The organism is Streptomyces sp. NPDC088746 (assembly GCF_044751065.1).
Taxonomy (GTDB): Bacteria; Actinomycetota; Actinomycetes; order Streptomycetales; family Streptomycetaceae; genus Streptomyces.
In genome coordinates, this window is record NZ_JBIVLA010000007.1 from 258,011 (window position 1) to 277,062 (window position 19,052).

Below are 19,052 nucleotides of genomic sequence, written 5' to 3' on the forward strand. Positions count from 1 at the left end.
GCCATGACGACAACGACAGAGCTCACCCTCTTCGCCGACTACTTTCAGATACACGTATCCGATGCGGATTCGGACGGTGATCTAAGTGACGCGTGGACGGACCAGGCCATTGCCGATCACCTCGCGGTTGCACAGGATGCGCTGGGCATCGGCACGGCGGTCAATGTCAACGTATCCGTCACTGTTTTCGTCCTGCCTCAGGAGCCGAGTGATGACAGCTCCGAATTCGATCACGTGGTTGAGGCCAGCCTCGACGTGTCGTTGGGGCGCCTGATAGTTCTGGGCTGCACGGACTACGCCCCCGATGCGGCTACGTTTGAGGTCCCGGCAGGCTGGCATCGCGTCCGCGTGTCCCGGAGCAATTTGGATCGGGCAACTCAGGCCGACATCGACTCTCACGAGAGCCCTGAAACCACCGAGAAGATGCGTATCCAGGTGTGGCCGGCTCCGGAACTTCCAGCAAAGATCGTCAAGCGGTGGTCCGGTCCGGCGGGTAGCAGGTCCTGGTGATCCGTGCCGATCGTGGTCAACAGCCCCACGGAGGCATGACAACTCGATGAGTGGCGGGACGGCAGCAGCGGACGACCAGGCATCTGGTACGAGTCGCTTGAACTGGTCCAGACAACAAAGAAGCCCCCGGCCGCTGGCCTGGGGCCTTTTCAGGGAGCGGGTGACGAGAATCGAACTCGCGCTCTGAGCTTGGGAAGCAACGGTTCTTGGACCATCAAAGGGACCCTGACCTGGTCTTTCCCGCTGGGCGGGATGGCTGGCTACGGTTCCTGGGGGCCGCACCTGACCGTTATTGTCCGCTCTGATGGGCACGGATGGGGCACGGAAGCTGACGTGCGACGCGTGTTCCGGGCGGGCCAGCTGGTCAGAGGGGGATGATGCGGACCTGATTTCCGCAGAGCTTGGTCATGTCGTCGCTGTCTGAGGTCAGCAGGGCGACGGGTTTCGGTTGGCGCAGTGCTACCTCGGCGACCGTGGCGTCGATGGCGTACTTGTGCCCGTGCAGCCCGGCGCCTTTGAGGAGCTCAGCCGCAACCTTCGCCGCCTGCTCGGTGACGGGCTCCACCTTGACACGGGACAGGGCCCAGTTCAGGCGGGGCATGTTGGTACGGGAGTGGGTGACTTCCACGATGGTGTTGGCCCCGATCACGAGGTCGGCTCCCATGTCGTGGAAGACCTGAAGCATCGCGAGGAGCTTGCGGTCCTGAGCGATCCAGGCGGAGAGCCCTTCCGAGTCCAGGACGACGGTTTCGATGCGCTCGCTCACGCGGCGTCCGCGTCCTTGGAAGAACCGGCGGAGTCGAAGATCTTGGCGCGGGCCTCGGCGAGCTCCTCGTCGCTGAAGGGGCCGTGCTCCTCCTCGTGACGGCGGAGGTCGTCGCCCACGAGCTGGTGCCGGATCTGGCGTGCTACGGCTTCCGCCACGTAGCCGGAGACGTTGTCCGTGAGCTTGCGCAGTTCCGCCACCTGGTCGCTGGGGAGCGTGACGGTGATGCGAGTCGTAGAAGACATGGGGCCAGCATACTGGAGTATGCACATGCTTGCTCGGGATTCTCCCCCCAAGCCTCGACGGCCGCGGCCGTACTTCTGCACACGCTGGAAAACCATGCTCGGCGGCAACCCCGTAGTCCAGCCGTCCCCACAGCCTCCACACCTCGGGCCGGCCACGAACGCAAGAAAGGCCCTGGTCGCCGACCGGGGCCTTCATCAAAGAGCGGATGACGAGAATCGAACCGCATGATGCCGCCATGCACAAACACCTGGGGAGACCGTCGGAGGCCCTCGCCTCGATGCGCCGCACCATGCACACGCACCACATCGTTGCCATCCGCACGCTCTTTCCGCTCGAATCCGGGCCTGATTCCCTGGTCGGGAAGGCACTTGGACTCGACCACGAGGTGGGGTATGGAGCGCACGACCCAGGGGACAGCACAGCGCGGTACGTATGGCATCGGAGAGCGGCAGCCCTCCCGCTTCCTTGGCAGCCTATCGGAGGAGGCCAGGGAAGAACTGCTGAGTATCGCTTCCCCGCGGCAGTATCCGCCTGGAGCGAAGATCCTCGTGGAGGGGGCACCGGGCGATTGCCTGATGCTCTTGGAGACCGGCTACGTCAAGGTCACCAGGAAGCGCGCCAACGGGCATGAAGCCCTGATCGCCATCCGGGCCGGCGGAGACGTGGTCGGAGAGATGGCCGTGATCGATGGCACGCCCAGGTCAGCCACGGTGACGGCGGGTGAGGACATCGACGTACACGTCATCCAACGCCGAGCTGTGCAGAAATTCCTCGGCAAGCACCCCGAGACCACCTTTCACATCATGCGACTCAGCAACCGTCGCCTGCACAGCGCGAATTCCTGGCGCATCGTGTTCGGCGAGTTCCCGGTTCGCGTTCGGCTCGCCCGGGTGCTCGCCGAACTCGCCGAGAACCACGGGGAGCTCATCGGCTCGCACACTCTGATCTGCGTCGAGCTCACGCAGGCCGAACTCGCCGCGCTCATCGGATCACGAGAGAGGTCGGTCCAGGGGGCGCTGGCGGGGTTCCGTGACGCAGGAGTCGTGAGAATCAGGAACGGTGAGATGGCGGTGCTCAAGCCCGACCGCCTCCGGGCGATCGGGCTCCTGTCGCCGATCGGCCGCTGACAGGAACCGGCATCCCGCATTTTTGCGGCCTCTCCGGAGAGTTGGACGCGTCGGCAGCACAGTTGGCGACCAGCACCACCGACCGACTATCCGAACTCATCGAGTAGGTGATGGTTCACATGACGTCGCAGCCGACCGTCCGGTCAGGGGACAAGCCTTGGCCGGATAACGACCGCCGTATCTGCCTGGCGGCGGACATCGAGCAGTACAGCCGCTTCGACACACCGGGCCAGCGGACCGCACAGGCCCAGCTTGCCCGCGTGCTGAGGACGGCAGCCGAACTCAGCGGGCTGGACCACGGCACGTGGTCCGTCCAGCCGCAGGGCGACATGGAGTTCGCGGTCCTCCCGGCCGGCACTTCCGAGCAGCTGGTGCTGGGTGAGTACGTCACCCACCTCGCGGCCGAGCTCGGAGGTTACAACGCCACCCGCCGGCCCGCCGGGCGCATGCGGCTTCGGCTGGCCATCGACACCGGCGTGGCCGCCACCGCCGCCCTCGGCTTCTCAGGCCCCGCGCCGATCGCTGTGGCCCGCTACCTGAACGCACCCGAGGTGAAGCGGGCCCTGGCGGCTGCCGGGTCAACGAGCCTGGCCGTGGTGATCTCCGACCGGCTGTACCAGGACGTGGTGCGCTTACGGTTACACGGACACGACCCGGAGCAGTACCGCCGTATCCACGTCGAACAGAAGGGGTTCGCCGGGTACGGCTGGGTCCGGCTGCCCGGTGTGGACCCGCAGGACGTGGGGGAATTCCGGCCGGACACGCCGGAGGGCGGACCGCGCCCCCCGGCGCGAGCGGCGGCGGAACGGCCGAGCTTCGTCCAGCAGGACGTCCACGGCACGGCCGTTTAGGGCGTGATCCACGGGTCCGTCGTCCACGGGGTGGTGCCCGGCGGGGCAGGCCGATGAACTACGTCCCGCCTGCAGGAGGCTGCGCCTCTTGCAGGATCGCAGCCGGCGGCAACCGCCAGCAGGACACTCAGGGCCTCTCCGTCCAGGGCCGAACTGGCGACGTGTACTACTACGCCGCCGCCTGCGACCACGACTCCGCCGCGAGCACGAGGCGGTACACGGCCGGTTTCTCGCCGGTCCCCTACGAGACGCTGCGCGAGAAGTTGCACCGGATCGCCCGGGCCTGCTCACGCATCGTGGACGGCATGGGTGACGATTCAGGAGGTTCACCATGGGACTGATCCCCTACGACCGGGTGTTCGATGCGCTGGAGCACCGATTTCTGCTCACTGACCTGCCCTTTCCGGTTATGATGGCCGAGGGTCCCACCCAGCTCTCCGCCCTGGCGGCCCGGCGGGCGCTGTACGGCAAATCGGCGGACCCGTCGCTCCGCGAAGAAATCTGGCGCAAGGCCGTCGATGCGGCCCAGCGCGACACCGATGTGGCGGGATCGGCCCGCCTGCTGACGCTCTGGCTGGCCCTGCCCGTGATGCGGAGCATGCTCCACCGGATCGCGATCCGGTGGCCGATCGACCGGCGGGAGCTCGAATCTGAGGCATTGCTCGCCCTCCTGACAGTGCTCGCGGACGCGGACCTGCGGACCCAGCAGGCGGGGCTCGCACTGCTGCGCCCCTCCGTCAACCGAGTCTGGGCGTTCGCCAAGGCCCGCACTCAGGAGCGGCCGGTGGCGGATGTCGAGGCGCTGGCCGCCGCTCACCTCTCCATGGAGTCTCCTTCGTTACGCTCGGAAGCTCCCTCGACGTAACCCACGCCGCGGACACGTGGTGCGGGCTGTCGGCGGCGGCGTTCATCGGCGGCAAGCAACTTAGGTGCCTCGCCCGCACAGAGTGGCGAGCGCAGGCAGCGTTGATCTGAGTGAAGAGAGCGTCTGGCCGACATTGAGCGAGTCACTGCCATCGGGATGTTGGAGTGCCATCGGGATCAAGTCCGAAAGGCCAGCGCGTTGCTAGCAGATGCTTGCTTAGGGCGTGTGCATGGCCGGCATCGGCGGCTTGGCGGGCCAGGGCTTGTGCCGCCATAAGGTCTCCGGCTCCTTCGCGGAAGGAAACCAGGCGTGCCAGAGGACTCGGAACGCCAGCGTCGGCGGATTGCCAGGCTAGGGCTTCAGCTGCGTTGCGGTCTCCCGCTTCCTCCCGCCAGCCAGCCAGGACGGCCAGAGCGTGCACATCGCCGGCGTCGGCGCCCTGCTGGATCAATGCTGCGGCTCTCTCCTGGTCTGCGGCTCTATGCCCTTGCATGGCCTGGAAGCCCAGCCACGTCAGTGCGTTCGGATTGCCGACGGAGGCCTCCCGGGCTAGCGTTTCCGCCCCCTCATGGTCTCCTGCTGCGTCTCGCTGGACAGCCAGGAGTGTCAGAGCGTTCCAGTTGCCGGCGTCAGAGGCTTGCCGAGCCAGGGCTTCCGCCCGCTCGCGGTCTCCTGCTTCCTCTCGTCGGAAGACCAGGGCTTCCAGAAATGTCGAATCAAGTTCGGCGGCTTGCCGGGCAAGTGTCTCGGCGTTCTCCAGGTATCCGGCTTCCTCGTGCTGGCGAGCCAGGAGCAAAAGAGCTCGTGGATCTCCTGCGTTGGCGGCTTGCCGGGCCAAGGCCTCGGCCTCTTCATGGTCGCCCGCCTCCACACACCAGCCGACCAGGAGCCTCAGACCTTCTGTGTCGCCTGCGTCGGCGGCTTGCCGGGCTAGGGTTTCGGCCTCCTCGTGGTCGCCAGCTTCCCTGCGCAAGTCGGCCAGAATTCTCCAGGCCGACGGATGGCCTGCGTCGGCGGCTTGCCGGGCTAGGGTTTCGGCCTCCTCGTGGTCGCCAGCTTCCCTGCGCAAGTCGGCCAGAATTCTCCAGGCCGACGGATGGCCTGCGTCGGCGGCTTGCCGGACCAAGGTATCGGCCCCCTCATGGTCTCCCGCTTTCCTACGCCAGTCGGCCAGGAGGCTGAGGACATGTAGGTTGCCTGCGTCGAAGGCCTGCCTCAGCAAGACTTCGGCTTCCTGGCGGTGTCCGGCATTGGCTAGCCATATAGCCAGGGAGGCAAGAGCCTGCGGGTCGTCTGCATCGGTGACCTGCCGCATCAGAGACTCGGCTTCCTGGTGTCTTCCGGCTTCCTTCAGCCACGTAACCAGGGCGCGATGGGCGTTCGGATGGCCGACGTCCACGGCCCGGCGCGTGAGGTGGTGCGCCCACTGCATGCGGTATCGGGCATGGGCTGCCTGAGCGACGCTGTTCAGGTCATCTGGGTTCGTGAGGTGAGCGTGTGCCGCCTGCCAGAAAGAGGCGGGTGGGCACGCCAGACGCCGGGTCTCACGCCCGTGCTGCTCAAGGTAGTCGGCCAGCCGGAACACCGGACCCGGATGAGAGCCGGCTGGTACCACTGAGTGCAGAGTGTCTGACGGGCGGACGGTGACGCGACGCAAAGGGGCCTGCTTGCCATGAACTTGCTCGGCCAGTTCGGCGAACGCGGCTTGCACCCAACCATCGGTCAGGTTGTCGTAATCAGTGTCGGTGAGGTAGTCGATTGCGGCGTCGAAAAGGAAGGCCTGAGGCAGATGCAGGCCGACACGGAGCCGGCGGGCATCCATCGCTGCTTGTAGCAATGCCTGTGCCGCAGGGGAACCGTTTTCATAGCGACGCAGCAGCTCGGGGGCACCTGCCAGATCCTGAGTTACGCGCCCATGGACATCGGCTCGTGTCAGAGCGTCCGCCAGCAGCTGGTCGCCGCCCTGTGCCAGGCGAGTGGCGGCGGCCAGCGACTCTGCATCGAAACTCTCTGGAACGCTTACGGTGCGTCCGGCCAGGAGTTCTCGTGCCCGGCTGTACGGGTCCGGCCGGCCGGTTGCGGGCAGGGCGGTGTATTCACGGGCGTACTCGGGCCAAAGGGTGCCCAACACCAGGACAGGTGTCCGCGCTTCGTCGGTGAGCAGCGCGTGCAGTGCGGCAGCGATCTGCTCACCCACATGCGCATCGCCGAAATAGTGCTGGGCCTCGTTGAGCCAAATCACGGTCCGTGGGCAGACGAACGAGAGTTCCTTGAGCGCAGCTCCCGCGCGCGTGGGATCGAAGGGATGCCACAGCTTCCACCCGGCACGGGCCAGCGGCCTGATGGCTTCCCAGCAAGCCCGGGTCTTGCCGGTTGATGAGGTTCCGGACAGGACCACCATGCGGCTCCGGCCAGCTTGAACCTGCCGCACCGCCTCGACCAGAGTTCGGTCATGCTCCCGCGGTACGTAGCTCGGCAGTTGCTGCTGTCTGGGCAAGTCGGCCCCGCACGCAGCCGTACCAGCAGGATGAACCTCCAGGTCATGAGGCCCCCACTGGTCAATAGGGCGACCAGGTCCTGGATTCTTCTCGACGGTTGGTTCAGCCTCCTCAATCACGGCAGTCCGCCGAAGTTTCAGTAGCTCCTCCGCTGGTCGACCCAGAGCCGTAGCAAGTGCGGCCAGCGTCCTGGCCGAGGGCACCGGCCCATCAGGCTGAAACGCCTCCGACACGGTCGTCCGACCCATGCCCGTACGGCGGGCGAGCTGTGTCTTGTCCAGCCCAGATGTGGCCAGCCAGTCACTCAGGCGCCGACGTAGCTCGGCGAGAGCCACATCCGGCTTGCGCTGCATGTCGTGCACCTGTGCCCCCACGCCTTGAGTGTTCGCCGGTGTGCATATTCGTCCGCTGCGCACCCCGGCGTACGTCGTTTCCGCGACCTTCGATGGCGTCAACGGTCCATCGCCTACAGGGAGGCTGGCATGTCCGTCGCCGTCGTTCTACTCACTGCCGCACTTGCGGTCGTCTTCGCGCTGCTCGCTGCTGCCGGTGCGGGCAAACTTGCCCGCCTGGACGGAGCAAGCTACCCCACCGCCGTCACGCAGGCAGCCGGCGCGTTCGCGGCGGTGGTCACACTCGCGGCTGCCCTAACAGCCGCCTTTGCGGCCGTATTCATCTAATTTGTAGGCGATCGAAAACTGACCGTGGTGGTGGGGGTCAACGCCAACCTGCCACTGCGGCATCAGGTTGTCGGGTGTCCGTCCGCTAACGGCTGATCGGGATCTCGTAGACGATCTCGCAGTGCGCTGCGGGCACCACGATGTCCGCTGTCTCCACGGGACGACCCTGGTCGCTGTAGTACGTCCGCCGGATGTGCGTCACGAGTGCGGCCTTCTGGATGCCGAGTAGCGACGCTTCCTCGGCGGTCGCCTGCCGTGGCTCCGGCTGCTCCACCGCATGGCTGACAGACACCCCGATTGCGGCCATGCGGTTCACGACACCCGCTCCGGCATGCGGCCCTCCCTCAGGGAGGACAACGAGGGTGCCGGCGGTGAGGTCGCCGTGGCCAAGGCCTACCGGCTGCTCAAGGCCATCATGGAAACCGCGGTCGACGACGAACTGATCCTCGCAACCCCTGCCGCATCCGTGGCGCCGGGAAGGAGTCGTCCGCCGAACGCCAGATCGCCACCGTCGGCCAGGTCGACGCGCTCGCAGACGCTCTCGGGCCTCGCTGGCGGCTGATGGTCTACCTCGGTGCGTACGGTCCAATGCGGCCGGAGGAACAAGCCGAGCTCCGGCGTAAGGACGTCGACCTGGACGAGATGACCATCCGGGTCCGCATGGCAGCCCCCGAGCTGACCACCGGTCGCCGCGCTCCTGGCGACACCAAGTCGGATGCGGGCAAGCGGGTCGTGGTCCTGTCGGCGTTTCTCCGGATCGATCTTCGGCGTCACCTCGACTGGTACGCCGAGAAGGGCCCGGACGGACTGCTGTTCGTGGGGGAGAAGGGAAAGCCGTTCCGGCGTTCCACCTTCGGGCGGAAGTGGCGCAGGGCTCGCGTGCTCGTCGGCATGCCGGACGGCTTTCGCTTCTACGATCTTCGTCACACGGGGCACACCCTGGCCACCCGGTCCGGAGCCACCCTCAAGGACACGATGGTCCGCGCCGGCCAGTCGTCGGAGAAGGCGGCGCTGATCTACCAGCACTCGGATCTTGAGCGGCAGCAGGAAGTCGCGAGCGGCCTGGATGACCTCGTGCGGTCCGCCCGTAAGAAGGCTGATCAGGGGCCTTCTGGTGCGGATCTGGTGCGAGAGCCTTGAACTGGTCCAGACAACAAAGAAGCCCCCGGCCGCTGGCCTGGGGCTCTTTCATGGAGCGGGTGACGAGAATCGAACTCGCGCTCTGAGCTTGGGAATCTTGCTCTGCGGCACCGCTCTCCCGCGCTGACCTGCCGCGATGCCACATTGCACTGCCACCGCACCCGCTCTGGAGTCTCCGCCATTGACCGTCGTTGACCGCCCTAGGTGGTGCAGAGGTGGTGCGGGCCAGGCACGCTCTGTGTTGGGGCATCGCGGCAGCCGTCACTTCTATGCTCGGATGATGCACACCGTCCTTTTCTACCCTTGATTATCGACTACCGTTTCAATAGCGAGAAGTCGAACGAGTCTAATATCCGGAGCGAGGAGTCCAGCCTCTCTGCTACGCGGAAGCAGTACTGAGGATTCGGCATACCTGGGGTTGTCTTTCGCGTGGACGATGCGGTTTCGAAGAGCGTAGGTACGTCGCGCAACTTGAACAGCAAGCGTCTCGCTGGTTGACTTCGAGTTAATGGGGGGAACGCTCAATTGAGGCCCGCTTTTTGAGAAGTGTTTCGAATTGTCGTCTGAGGTGATAAATTCATGTAGCACGTCACCCCTAACGCATTCAGACACCAGGGTTTTAAGCTGATCCTCCTCATTTGAGTTTTTGTTGCGCTCGATGCTATTGAGCACGCGAAGCACTGACGCATCACTCTTGTCATCGAAACCGAGTGCTCTCAGTTCGCGCCGGATCGCCTTCAGTCCTCCCCGGCTTGCAGCATGAGGAAGGTAATACTCCAATACCTGATAGTACGCGAGAAACATGAAGGGCGGGTTATCAGCCGCCTCGCCTGCGAATGAGAAAAGGGCGGATACCTCTCGGGGGACCTGCACCTTCGGAAACCTGACCATTGGAGCTTCAGGTCTTCTGGAGCTAGGGATCCTAACGAGTCGGCGAACGCGAGGGATGGTTGTTGCGTGAATTCCATGCGTGGCATCGAGCTCGAAGAGCAGCCGATCGACAAGGTCTCGCGCGCCTTCAAGTCCTAGAGCCCCGTTCGCTCCTTCATTGGAGTCGTTGAATACCTTTACGGTGTACGCGCGAGATCGTTTAGCGTTCCCCCGAGAGATAATCTGAACGCTGAATAGAAAAGCGGCAAGTGGGGTCGCCGGGGAGAGTTCAATGCAGGCAGCGCCATCCTGGCCAGTCAAGTGAAATGAGTAGCCTTCCTCGTCTCCCTTGTAGTCGTGGGCGCATGCCTTATCTGGTTGGCCCCACCGGTAACGAGAAAGGGGGCGTGCGGTGGAGCGGACTGCGAATTCGTACACCCCGCTCTGTTTGTCGAATATGGCCTGAAGGTCGTCATGTTCTAGAATTCCGGATTTCAGGGAGCTGGCAACCTCTGGCGCGTCGCAAATATCGACGGATGCGTTGAAGAAGTCCGAACTGTTCGGCTTGGTAAAATAGAGAGTTTCTCCCTTCTGTCCGGAAAACCCAAATCCGTGGCGCGCGATCTCTGCAATAGTCGCAGCGCTTTCGTCCGTCAGATTCTCCACTTCCGATGGGTCTTCGATTCCGCGAAGGTGAAACGTGCCAACAATGTCATCACTCATAGCCTCGCCCCTGCCGTGTCGTTTGTAGGCATTATGTAGGCCCTGCCGGGGCATCGTGCGCGAAACAGTCAGTTGTCGCCGAACTGCTACCCCAGGATCTGTTGGGTAGCGTCGACGCCAAGATTGATTGCGGGCGTCCACAGCCCCTGGCGCGCCATGACGAACAAAAACGGCCCACACCGTGGGGTGTGGGCCGGCGGAGGTGTCGGGTTAGCTGATCGGCGGACGGTGGCGGAGAACCTAGTCAGGGCTGGCCCGAACCGCATCACCACGCGGCCGGGGACACCACCCGCGCACTGGAGGTCTTCGCCGGAGCGACCCGAGAGGCGGCGGGCGAGGCGACCCGGGATGAGCCGAGGACTGCACTGCCGGTCTGACGCCCCCATCGGGCACGACGGCGCGAGCCTAGGCGCCGGCGCATCAGAAAACCCCAGGTCATGGGCTACGTGACCTGGGGTTTCTCGGAGCCCCTGCCGGATTCGAACCGACGACCTACGCATTACAAGTTGTCGGATCTTGATCCGTGGTGGTCCATCGGCGTCCGCCAGAAACCCGTCCGCCCTGGTCAGCGCATTTCAGCGACCAGGGCGGACGATGGTGGACGACCACGGACGACCAGCCAACTGAGACTGCGGATGAGACTGGGGTTCCTGCTACCCCTCGGGCACGAGACGGCCTGTGAACCCGTCCGCGCAAAGGCGCTCGTATGCGGCGGCGACGGCGCCCGGAACTTCCTGGTCAATCATGAACCCTTGCTTCGGGTAAACGACCAACCGCTGTTGCGCCCCCACGAGCATGTCGAGCACCAGACGCGGGTCTTGGAGAGTGTCGACATACTCCGCGAGCGTCATTGCTGCTGACGCGCTGATGAATTCGACCCCGGGCCAGAGCTTGCAGGCTGTCGCATACGCTCGCCGCTCCTCGTACGGCTTGCTAACCAGTAGCACTGAGGTCACGTCGATGCCGCGCCGAGCCAACATGGCACGGGACAGGATGATGTTTTCGCCCGTGTTGCGCGCTTCCGGCTCCACGAGGATCGCGCCTGTAGGAACACCCAGCTCTACGGCTCGCTCCCGGTAGTGCTCGGCTTCCCCCTTCGGCATCCGGTCGCGCGTAGTTCGGCTGGTTGCGCCGGTGAAGACGATCAACGGGAACATGCCACGCTGGTACAGGTCAGCAGTCACGTCCGCTACGCCCAAATCGTGGCTGCCGAGCCCGATGCCGACCGAGCAGGGGCGCGGGTCGTGGTGCATCTGCTGAAAGTCCCACAGCCGCTGGGCGTCAGACCACGCTCGTGCTTGGATCACTGGGCTGCTTCCTCCGCCGAATCAGGGACCTTGAAGTCGTACGCCCACGCGAATCGGCTGGCGGCGTGGATGCCGATGGCGAACTCCACCACGGTGTCATCAGCGGTGCGGGTGGTGCGGTGAAGTTCTACGACCCACTCTCCGGGCGTCAGCTGAAGCAGCACTGCTTCTTCAGAGGACGCGGGCCGCGCAAATAGCTCCTCTCGCATGTGGTCGATCTCGTACCCCGCGTCGTACAACACGCGATAGCCCCCACCCTTGCCGGCGGGGCCGGGCGTCGGGTCCACGAGCCGAGTGCCCTCGACGTGCTCGGGGCGGTAGTAGCTGGTCAGGGTGTGCGTCGGCTGATCTCCCTCCTTCACGAGGCGAGCCCGCGCGTACACCTCGGCACCCTCGGCCAGGCCGTGAGCTGCAGCCACTAGCGGCGGCGCCAGCACGCGGCTGACGTTCTGCGTCTGCTCGCCACGCTTGTGAGCGCGCCCCGAAGCGACCCGGTCGGCGATGAAGGCGACCTCATCGCCGTCCCGCCACTTGGCCTTGTCGTACCGAGCAATACCTAGCCGCTTGAGCGGGGCCTGCTGCCTGACCACCGTGCCGTGACCGCGCGAAGACGTCACCAGCCCTTCAGCCTCCAGCGCCTTGTACGCCGCGTGAACCGTGGACTTCGATCCCTCGCCGGCTTCCACCAGCTCTCGAATGTGCGGCAACTGCCTGCCGGGGGGCAGTTCACCGCTCTTGATCTGCTCGGCCAGCTTGTCCGCCAGCTCTCGCCACTTGGGTGCCACGCGCACTCCTCTCACCAACCTCAGTGAAACACAGTCCCAGGACTGTTGACAGTCCTGGGACTGTGCGTCATTGTCATTTCAGACGCAACGCAGTCCTAGGACAGCGAAGCCGAAGCCCTGTTTCAGGGCTGCTCGACCTGCGCCCGACGGTTCTCCGGCGGACCGCATCGCTTCACCGCAGGAGCCCCGCATCGGACGGGGGGAGGGCACCGGACCCCTTGGCAACCGGATGGCATCGAGACCGAAAGGTCACGTCTCTGCCTACAACGGGCTAGCGGCTCTTCCTTAAAACGGGAGTCGCCCCCGAAGGAGACACGCACGTCAACCACACCGCAGGCGCTTCGGCGACTGCGGCCGGTTGCCTCCTCCGCCCGTCCGATCCTCCGGGGTCGTACGGGCGGAGCTGAGGGGAGCCGGGCTGTCCGGAACCGCGACCCACGGGAGTGCTCCATGCCGAAGTACAGCTTCATCGCCGATGCCGCCGACACTCTGACCCCCGGAGAGACCACGAGCGCACGCGGCTCGCTGGCCGCGCCCTCACCGGAGGCGGCCAAGAAGGCGGTCGAAAAGAGCCTGCGGTCCAGGGGTTACAAGCCGACCGACGTCACAGTCACGCCGCAGTAGCCGCCCGCACCACCAGCCCCGGCATCTCGCCGTGAGGGCGCCGGATCGAATCCGGCCCGGGGCGCTCGCCGCCTGCTCCGGCGGCCGGGCCACCACATGCCGTGGCGGCTCATCCCTGAACGGCGCGCGGCCCCGGTGCTGGAACACCGGGGCCGCTGTAGGGCCGTCCCACGACTAGGAGAAAACGACCCATGAAGACCATCGTTGCACTTCAGGCCGCTGTTACGGCCGCGTCGCTCGACATCGAGCCGTCGGCCGCTGAGCTGGACGCGATCGAGCTGGAGATGCCGCTGATCCGGGCGGAGGTCGAGCTGCTGGACGCGCAGATCATGACCCTTGACCGCCCGGCGAACGAGCTGGATGAGCGACGGGTCCGCCGGGCCGGTAACCGGGTCCTGGCGGCGCGGCGGGACCTCGCCAACCGCGTTTCCGGCACGGCGATGTCCGGGGGCGCGGCATGAGCAAGCAGATTTTCGGAGCGCAGATGTCGTTGCGCTGCTGCGGGACCACAACACCGGAAGTGACGGCCGGTCCGTGCTGGCAGGTGTTCGTGGCCATGTCCGGAAGGGTCAGTGAGTGGCCCACCTACACGTGGCCGACGTCCACCGACGTCCCGACCCCTGACCAGCGCCGGGAGGCGCTGTCGGAACTCGGGTTCGCCCTCGCCGAGGGCGCCGGATGGGAGTGGACGGAGGACACCGGGCCGGAGTACCACCCGCACCCGGTGCGCGTCGCGCTGCTGGCTGCGGTCAAGGTCCAGCCGCTGGACGGGGGTGTGGCATGAACGCCAAGACCGTTCTGCCCGCCGTCGGCATGACGGCGGTATCGATGGTCCTGACCCTGGCTGTGGTGGTGATGTGGCTGGGCGTGGCGATGCCGTGGCCGGTCGCGCTGGTCGTGGGTCTCGGGATCGACGGCGGATGGCTCGCCACCCTCGCCTACGAGCGGCGTCTGGCCGCGCAGGGCGACCACTCCACCCCGGTCACTGTGGTGGGCTGGTCCTTCGGGCTGATTGCCACCGGGGTCCTGGTCGCGCATGCGCTTGCCGCTGAGGAGTCGGCCGGCGCGTGGCTGGCCGTGGCCTGGCTGCCGATCGCGGCCAAGGCCCTGTGGCTGGTGCACGGGCTGTGGGAGCGGACCGCGCTCACCGGTGAGGCGCTGGATGCGATCCAGGGCATTCAGCAGGAAGCCCGGGACGAAGCCGCCGTGGCCCGCGCCCGCCTGCGGGCGGAGGCGTCCACGGAGGAGACGCGGTTGACGGCCGTGACGCAGGCCGGTGCCCGCGTCGCACACGTACAGGCACGCACCGCCGACACCCTCTCCCGAGCCTGGTCAACCCTGGAGAAAGCCCGAGGCGGGGAGGACACCGGACGGGCCCTGACCAGCGTGACGACCCCCGTCACACCCGGCGTCACACCCCGCTGGGAACTCCCCTCCTGGAGCTCCACCGAGCCGGGTTCGGCACTCTCGCTGGAGTCGGCCGGCGCCCTCTCCGATCAGGTGCTGGATGTCCTCGTGGACCAGATCCGGCACAGCGAGACCCCGGCGCTGTCCTATCGGGAGATGGCGGCCCGCTTCCGTACCGCCGGGCACTCCGCCTCCGAAGTCCGCCTCCGCGCGGCGTGGAAGCGCGTGGTGGCGTGATGGAGCACTTCGTGGCGAACGCCTACCCGGCCAACAATGCCGCCGAGGTCCGCACGCTGGTGACGTGCAAGCGGTGCGGTGACGCCAAGCTCGCTTGGAAGCAGTCTTCGCGCACCGGCAAGTGGTACCTCGCGGACGTTCAGAAGTGCGACCGCTGGTACACCCGGCAGAGCCCGAAGTTCCGCTACTTCGTGATGGCTCGGCTGCCTCACCGCTGCCCGGCCGCCACCCCGGACCGGGCGGCCGACTGATGGCCACGCTCCCCGTCTACCGGTGGCGCCTGGCCCCTGACGGGATGGCCACCCGCCGCCAGCTCCGCGCGATGGGGCTGCGGCCGGGTGGTCAGGAGGTGGCCGCGCAGGTGGAGCGGCCCCGCCGCCGTCGGGGCCCGCTGGTCGCCTACCTGTACCGCATCGACCGGGCGAAGCCCGTCCGGCCGATGACCCCGGGTCGCCGGTCCGCTCTCGCCAAGGCGATGACGGCCCGGCGTACCTGTCCCTCCTGCCGTCGCGATGCGGGGTACTGCATCCCGCGTTCGCTCGGCATGTGCGTGCCCTGCTCGGACATCGAATCTGCCGCCTGAGCTGCGGCAACGAGACGGAGTTGTAGTGAAGCTGGACGTCAGCACACACAAGCTCTTCGGCTACGGGTCCACGCTGCGCACCGCGAAGCGGCTGACCGAGGAAGCCGTCCGGGTCGTGGACCGGGCCGTGGCCGGCCGGATGCCCGACGTGCAGGTCGTCCTCACCGGCGAGCGCGACCTCGCCGAGGTGACTACGGCCGCCGAGTGGGAGACCGCCGGATGCACCGACAAGCGCATCCAGTCCCGTTCGCTGCGCGAGGCCAAGCGGCACGCCCGTGACGTCGCGGGCCGCGCGATTCCGCTGGCCGACGGCGGGGTGTTGATCGTGATCAACGTCGACCAGCACCCGAATGAGGCGACGTTCGCGATCACGGTCGTGCATGAGCTGGTCCACGCGATGCAGAACAGCCGCAAGGACGGCCGCGAACGGCTCATCGCAGGTCTGCGCCACGACCTGGGGGTCGAGCGCCTGTCGCGCCGCGCGAGCCGTGAGCTGGACCGGCTGTTGGAGGCGGACGAGAAGGAGGCGTACGGCCGCGAGTACCTCGCCGGCCGGATCGTCCCCTCGGCCGCAGCCTGACCCGCCCCCACCAACCCCTTCCACTTCGCTCCGGAACCGACCGGGGCAGTCAGGAGTCGTTCCGTCATGAGCGACAACGTCGTTCCCCTCTTCGAAAACCCCACCCCCGCCCCTGTGGAGCCCGCTCCGGCCGTCACGGCTGCTGTAGCAGCTGTGGCCGCTGAGACGGCGCCTGTGCCCCTGTGGGTGCGCTCCGCACGCGGTATCCGCACGGTGGCCACCCACGAGACCACCAAGACCGTGTGCCGTGCCACCGCCCGCCACGGCCTGTACGTCTGGGGCGGCACCCGGATCGTGGCCCGCCGCACCTGGGAGGGCCGCACCGCCTCCCGCTACGAACGGCTGCTGCGTGCGGCGGAAGCCGCGGGGAACATGGAGGCCGCCGCCGAGTGGGAAGAGCGCGGCCAGCGCTTCCGCCAGGAACGCCACCGCCGCCGCATGGACCTGCTCACCGCCCCCATGGACGCCGCCAAGGGCATCGCCGCCGGCGCCGGAATCGGGGCGGGCGGGCTGTTACTGCTCGGCATCATGCTCGCGGTAGCGAACAAGGACTGGACCGACATCGGCGCCCCGACCATGGCGCTGATCGAGCTGGTCCGCTGGATCGTCTTCATCATCACCGTGACCTGGGGCCCCCTGGTCACGATCGGCCCATGGGCGGTCCTGCTCGGCCTGTGGGCCGTCGGCAAGAACCAGCAGGCCGCACCCCAATGGGCCCTCCCCGCGAATGTGCGATCGGGTGAGGGGGAGCCGATCACCCCGTCCATCGTCATCCTGGCCCTGCGCAACCTGGGTGTCGCTCCGCTGCGGAACGCCATCAAGGAGATGGGCGACGCCGGCGCCTCGATGCTGGGTCCGATCCGGATCGCCGGATGCGGGGTCGAAGTGGACGTAACCCTGCCGTCCGGTGTCTCCACGGACGAGGTGCAGAAGCGGCGGCGCAAGCTCGCCGAGAACCTGTCCCGGCATGAGCATGAGGTGTTCATCACCATCCCGCAGGCCGCCCGCACCGTGCGGCTCTGGGTCGCGGACAGTGGTGCGCTGGATGAGCCGATCGGCCCGTCTCCGCTGGTCACCGACCCTGACAGCAAGGCCGACTACAAGAGCGGCAAGGCCCCGTGGGGTCAGGACCTGCGCGGCGACGCGGCGTTCCTGAGCCTGTATCAGCGCCACCTCCTCATCACCGGCCTGTCGAACCAGGGCAAGACCGCAGCACTCCGGGCTCTTGCTCTGTGGCTGGCCCTGGACCGCACGGTGGAGTTCCGGCTTGCCGATCTCAAGGGTGCCGGGGACTGGGCGATGTTCGATGGCCTGGCCACCGTGCTGATCCAGGGTCCGACCGACGAGCACGTCGTCGAAGCCACCGAGATGCTCGAAGACGGCGTGTCCGAGATGGAGCGCCGGTTGCAGGCGCCGCCCGGGACCGTGTTCCCGCCGCTCATCCTGCTCGTCGATGAGGCACAGGTGGCGTTCATGTGCCCGCTGGTCGACGAGCAGAAGCGCCCCTACGGCGGGTCCAAGGCGACGGCCCGGTACTTCATGGCCGCACGGAAGATCCACAACCAGGGCCGGGCGGTGAACGTGACCCTGTGGCAGGGCACCCAGGACCCGACCGACCAGAACCTTCCCAAGCTGGTCCGCGAGGGCGCCCACACCCGTGCTTCGCTCGCGCTCGGCACCGAGTCGCAGGCCCGCATGGCTCTGGGCGACAAGGCCGTCGACGGCGGGGCCGCACCGAACCTGCTCCGCCCGGGGCTGGACAAGGGCACGCTCGTGGTCGCTTCGGACGGCATCGCGATCCCGGCCGGCCAGGCATCGATCACGGTACGCACGCACTACATCGACACCAAGGAAGCCGCCCTGATCGCCGACCGTGCCCGCGCCCTGCGTGACGGGGTGACCACCCTGCACGTCATCGAGCGCGACGAGGTCCGCGACCCGCTCACCGACATCGCCACGGTGATCGGGGACACGAACCGGGTCCTGACCCAGGACGTGTTGCAGCGCCTGTCGGTGCTGTCCGAGGACAGCTACGGGAGCTGGACGCACGCCGACCTCAAGCGCGTGCTCGACGGCACGGCCGCCGAGCCCTACAAGTCGGACGGCCGGATGGTCGTCGGCCGTGAGCGCATCGCCCGCGCCCTCGCCAACCGGGACACCGACGGTTCCGATTCCGCTTCCTGATCACAGGGAGTGCATCCGTGGCGGGTCAGGGAGCCAGGGAGAACTCCCTAAACGCCTCCCTGACCCGCCTCCCTGGACCTGACCTGCGCAAAGTGATGTTCAGGGAGGCAGGGAGTCACCCCAGCTCAGCACCCCCGCACCCCCCTCATAGTGCCTCCCGAGGGGGGTTCTTCCGCCTCCCTGAGCCACGAGGGGGAGGCGTTCCGCTTTTGCCCTCGCTGGGCTTCACGCATCGCCGCATCCCACCGCTGGAGGTAGGAGCAGATGAGCGCGACGACCACCCACACCACACCCCCACCGACGACCGATGTCGAGCCGGTTCTCGACATCGACGGCATGCTCCGCGACATCGAGCAGTACCTCGCCGCCCGCACCCGCACGACCGCTCACCCTTTGGTCACCAAGACCACACAGCAGCTCATTGCCGAGGCGCTGGGAGCCCCGGCGCCGGCCGCCGATCCGGAGCGGGTGTTGCCGGGGCGGTTGCTGCGGTTGCTGCCGGACTGGGTCCTCACCGTTTCGGCCGTCCGGCACCGCCACGGCGGCACCCGGACCGTCACGGTCACCGAGCACCTCGAACTCACGGCGCTCGTGATCGAGCGCTACGGCTGGACCCAGAACAAGCACCGCTCCCGCTCCGGGCGCGTCTGCATCCTCGGCGCCCAAGCCGTTCTGTTCCGGCTCGGCATCGGCGACGAGAGCACCGTCGACCGGGCCGGACTGCGGCTGCAAGCCGTCCTCCGCGCCCGGGGCTGCACCTTGGCCTACCACCGCTGGAACGACATGCCCGACCGCACCGCCGGCGAAGTTACCGCGCTCGTGCGCACCGCAGCCCGGACGAAGATCACTTCATGAGCACCTTCAAGAGCGGTGACGAGGTTCGCATCGTGAGTTGCGAGGACGACCCTCGGGCGGCGGGGCGCACCGGCCGGATCGTGGACGAAGTCCCGCCCGGCCCTCTCACCCAGGGCCGGTGGACGGTCAACCGGGTCGGCCTCCTCATCGGACCCGTGCTCTGCCACTCGCACGAGCTGCGGAAGACCGGACGCTAGGCGCCGCTACCGCGACC

22 protein-coding genes and 2 pseudogenes are annotated in these 19,052 nt (G+C 66.9%); 17 read left to right on the plus strand and 7 right to left on the minus strand.

From position 1 onward, the window contains the following. The first annotated feature begins 3 nt into the window (after positions 1 to 3). Positions 4 to 510, plus strand: coding sequence for a hypothetical protein (locus tag ACIP63_RS28655; protein ID WP_401521238.1), 507 nt, complete (start codon positions 4 to 6; stop codon positions 508 to 510). Positions 511 to 874: 364 nt separating this feature from the next. Here ACIP63_RS28655 and ACIP63_RS28660 read toward each other — a convergent pair whose 3' ends face one another. Further along, the gene (locus tag ACIP63_RS28660) at positions 875 to 1,276 is read right to left on the minus strand and encodes a DNA-binding protein (RefSeq protein WP_401521240.1); all 402 of its coding nucleotides are present in this window, start codon (positions 1,274 to 1,276) and stop codon (positions 875 to 877) included. After that, entirely contained in the window at positions 1,273 to 1,521 is a 249-nt protein-coding gene (locus ACIP63_RS28665; protein ID WP_401521243.1) for a hypothetical protein, read from the minus strand. Before ACIP63_RS28665 ends, ACIP63_RS28660 begins: the two co-directional genes overlap by 4 nt. Before the next feature lie 393 nt (positions 1,522 to 1,914). On the opposite strand from ACIP63_RS28665, the gene ACIP63_RS28670 reads away from it, so the two are divergent. The 4 genes from ACIP63_RS28670 to ACIP63_RS28685 all read left to right on the plus strand — a co-directional run bounded on the left by ACIP63_RS28670 (position 1,915) and on the right by ACIP63_RS28685 (position 4,365). Continuing rightward, positions 1,915 to 2,649, plus strand: coding sequence for a Crp/Fnr family transcriptional regulator (locus ACIP63_RS28670; RefSeq protein WP_401521245.1), 735 nt, complete (start codon positions 1,915 to 1,917; stop codon positions 2,647 to 2,649). Between the two features lie 119 nt (positions 2,650 to 2,768). After that, entirely contained in the window at positions 2,769 to 3,500 is a 732-nt protein-coding gene (locus tag ACIP63_RS28675; RefSeq protein WP_401521247.1) for a hypothetical protein, read from the plus strand. Between the two features lie 161 nt (positions 3,501 to 3,661). Further along, entirely contained in the window at positions 3,662 to 3,841 is a 180-nt protein-coding gene (locus ACIP63_RS28680) for a hypothetical protein (RefSeq protein ID WP_401521249.1), read from the plus strand. Beyond that, on the plus strand, positions 3,832 to 4,365 hold the full coding sequence (locus ACIP63_RS28685) for a hypothetical protein (RefSeq protein ID WP_401521251.1): 534 nt from the start codon (positions 3,832 to 3,834) through the stop codon (positions 4,363 to 4,365). The genes ACIP63_RS28680 and ACIP63_RS28685 overlap by 10 nt, the downstream gene beginning before the upstream one ends. Before the next feature lie 142 nt (positions 4,366 to 4,507). Here the strand turns inward: ACIP63_RS28685 and ACIP63_RS28690 are convergent, their stop codons facing one another. Then, complete coding sequence (locus ACIP63_RS28690; RefSeq protein ID WP_401521253.1) at positions 4,508 to 7,216, minus strand: tetratricopeptide repeat protein; 2,709 nt, start codon at positions 7,214 to 7,216, stop codon at positions 4,508 to 4,510. 129 nt (positions 7,217 to 7,345) lie between these two features. Here ACIP63_RS28690 and ACIP63_RS28695 point away from each other — a divergent pair, with 129 nt between their 5' ends. Beyond that, positions 7,346 to 7,543 carry a hypothetical protein gene (locus ACIP63_RS28695; RefSeq protein ID WP_401521254.1) on the plus strand — a complete coding sequence of 66 codons (198 nt, stop codon included), beginning with the start codon at positions 7,346 to 7,348 and terminating at the stop codon, positions 7,541 to 7,543. 85 nt (positions 7,544 to 7,628) lie between these two features. Here the strand turns inward: ACIP63_RS28695 and ACIP63_RS28700 are convergent. Then, positions 7,629 to 7,922 (minus strand): annotated as a pseudogene (locus ACIP63_RS28700) (UTRA domain-containing protein); the annotation flags it as partial. Here ACIP63_RS28700 and ACIP63_RS28705 point away from each other — a divergent pair. After that, positions 7,914 to 8,683, plus strand: a pseudogene (locus ACIP63_RS28705) (tyrosine-type recombinase/integrase); the annotation flags it as partial. The pseudogenes ACIP63_RS28700 and ACIP63_RS28705 overlap by 9 nt on opposite strands. A gap of 297 nt (positions 8,684 to 8,980) precedes the next feature. Here the strand turns inward: ACIP63_RS28705 and ACIP63_RS28710 are convergent. From ACIP63_RS28710 to ACIP63_RS28720, 3 genes are all read right to left on the minus strand, one after another. Next, on the minus strand, positions 8,981 to 10,276 hold the full coding sequence (locus ACIP63_RS28710) for a hypothetical protein (RefSeq protein ID WP_401521257.1): 1,296 nt from the start codon (positions 10,274 to 10,276) through the stop codon (positions 8,981 to 8,983). 653 nt (positions 10,277 to 10,929) lie between these two features. After that, a complete protein-coding gene (locus tag ACIP63_RS28715) occupies positions 10,930 to 11,583 on the minus strand; it encodes a YdcF family protein (protein WP_401521259.1) in 654 nt (217 codons plus the stop codon). Continuing rightward, positions 11,580 to 12,368: a GntR family transcriptional regulator gene (locus ACIP63_RS28720; RefSeq protein WP_401521262.1), complete on the minus strand. Its 789-nt coding sequence runs from the start codon at positions 12,366 to 12,368 to the stop codon at positions 11,580 to 11,582. The genes ACIP63_RS28715 and ACIP63_RS28720 overlap by 4 nt, the downstream gene beginning before the upstream one ends. 450 nt (positions 12,369 to 12,818) lie before the next feature. On the opposite strand from ACIP63_RS28720, the gene ACIP63_RS28725 reads away from it, so the two are divergent. From ACIP63_RS28725 to ACIP63_RS28770, 10 genes are all read left to right on the plus strand, one after another. Further along, the gene (locus ACIP63_RS28725; RefSeq protein WP_401521263.1) at positions 12,819 to 12,992 is read left to right on the plus strand and encodes a hypothetical protein; all 174 of its coding nucleotides are present in this window, start codon (positions 12,819 to 12,821) and stop codon (positions 12,990 to 12,992) included. Positions 12,993 to 13,183: 191 nt separating this feature from the next. Further along, positions 13,184 to 13,453, plus strand: coding sequence for a DUF6284 family protein (locus ACIP63_RS28730; RefSeq protein ID WP_401521266.1), 270 nt, complete (start codon positions 13,184 to 13,186; stop codon positions 13,451 to 13,453). After that, a complete protein-coding gene (locus ACIP63_RS28735) occupies positions 13,450 to 13,776 on the plus strand; it encodes a DUF6303 family protein (protein ID WP_401521269.1) in 327 nt (108 codons plus the stop codon). The genes ACIP63_RS28730 and ACIP63_RS28735 overlap by 4 nt, the downstream gene beginning before the upstream one ends. After that, positions 13,773 to 14,636 (plus strand): protein spdB, encoded by an 864-nt coding sequence (locus ACIP63_RS28740; RefSeq protein ID WP_401521271.1) that lies wholly within the window; start codon positions 13,773 to 13,775, stop codon positions 14,634 to 14,636. The genes ACIP63_RS28735 and ACIP63_RS28740 overlap by 4 nt, the downstream gene beginning before the upstream one ends. After that, positions 14,636 to 14,887, plus strand: coding sequence for a hypothetical protein (locus ACIP63_RS28745; protein ID WP_401521273.1), 252 nt, complete (start codon positions 14,636 to 14,638; stop codon positions 14,885 to 14,887). Before ACIP63_RS28740 ends, ACIP63_RS28745 begins: the two co-directional genes overlap by 1 nt. Beyond that, positions 14,887 to 15,219 carry an RRQRL motif-containing zinc-binding protein gene (locus ACIP63_RS28750; RefSeq protein ID WP_401521275.1) on the plus strand — a complete coding sequence of 111 codons (333 nt, stop codon included), beginning with the start codon at positions 14,887 to 14,889 and terminating at the stop codon, positions 15,217 to 15,219. The genes ACIP63_RS28745 and ACIP63_RS28750 overlap by 1 nt, the downstream gene beginning before the upstream one ends. 25 nt (positions 15,220 to 15,244) lie before the next feature. Beyond that, positions 15,245 to 15,799, plus strand: a complete 555-nt coding sequence (locus ACIP63_RS28755; protein ID WP_401521278.1) for a hypothetical protein — start codon at positions 15,245 to 15,247, stop codon at positions 15,797 to 15,799. A gap of 66 nt (positions 15,800 to 15,865) precedes the next feature. Further along, positions 15,866 to 17,983, plus strand: coding sequence for an FtsK/SpoIIIE domain-containing protein (locus ACIP63_RS28760; RefSeq protein WP_401521281.1), 2,118 nt, complete (start codon positions 15,866 to 15,868; stop codon positions 17,981 to 17,983). Between the two features lie 264 nt (positions 17,984 to 18,247). Then, entirely contained in the window at positions 18,248 to 18,838 is a 591-nt protein-coding gene (locus ACIP63_RS28765) for a hypothetical protein (RefSeq protein WP_401521284.1), read from the plus strand. Next, positions 18,835 to 19,035 carry a hypothetical protein gene (locus ACIP63_RS28770; protein ID WP_401521287.1) on the plus strand — a complete coding sequence of 67 codons (201 nt, stop codon included), beginning with the start codon at positions 18,835 to 18,837 and terminating at the stop codon, positions 19,033 to 19,035. The genes ACIP63_RS28765 and ACIP63_RS28770 overlap by 4 nt, the downstream gene beginning before the upstream one ends. Positions 19,036 to 19,052 lie beyond the last annotated feature (17 nt).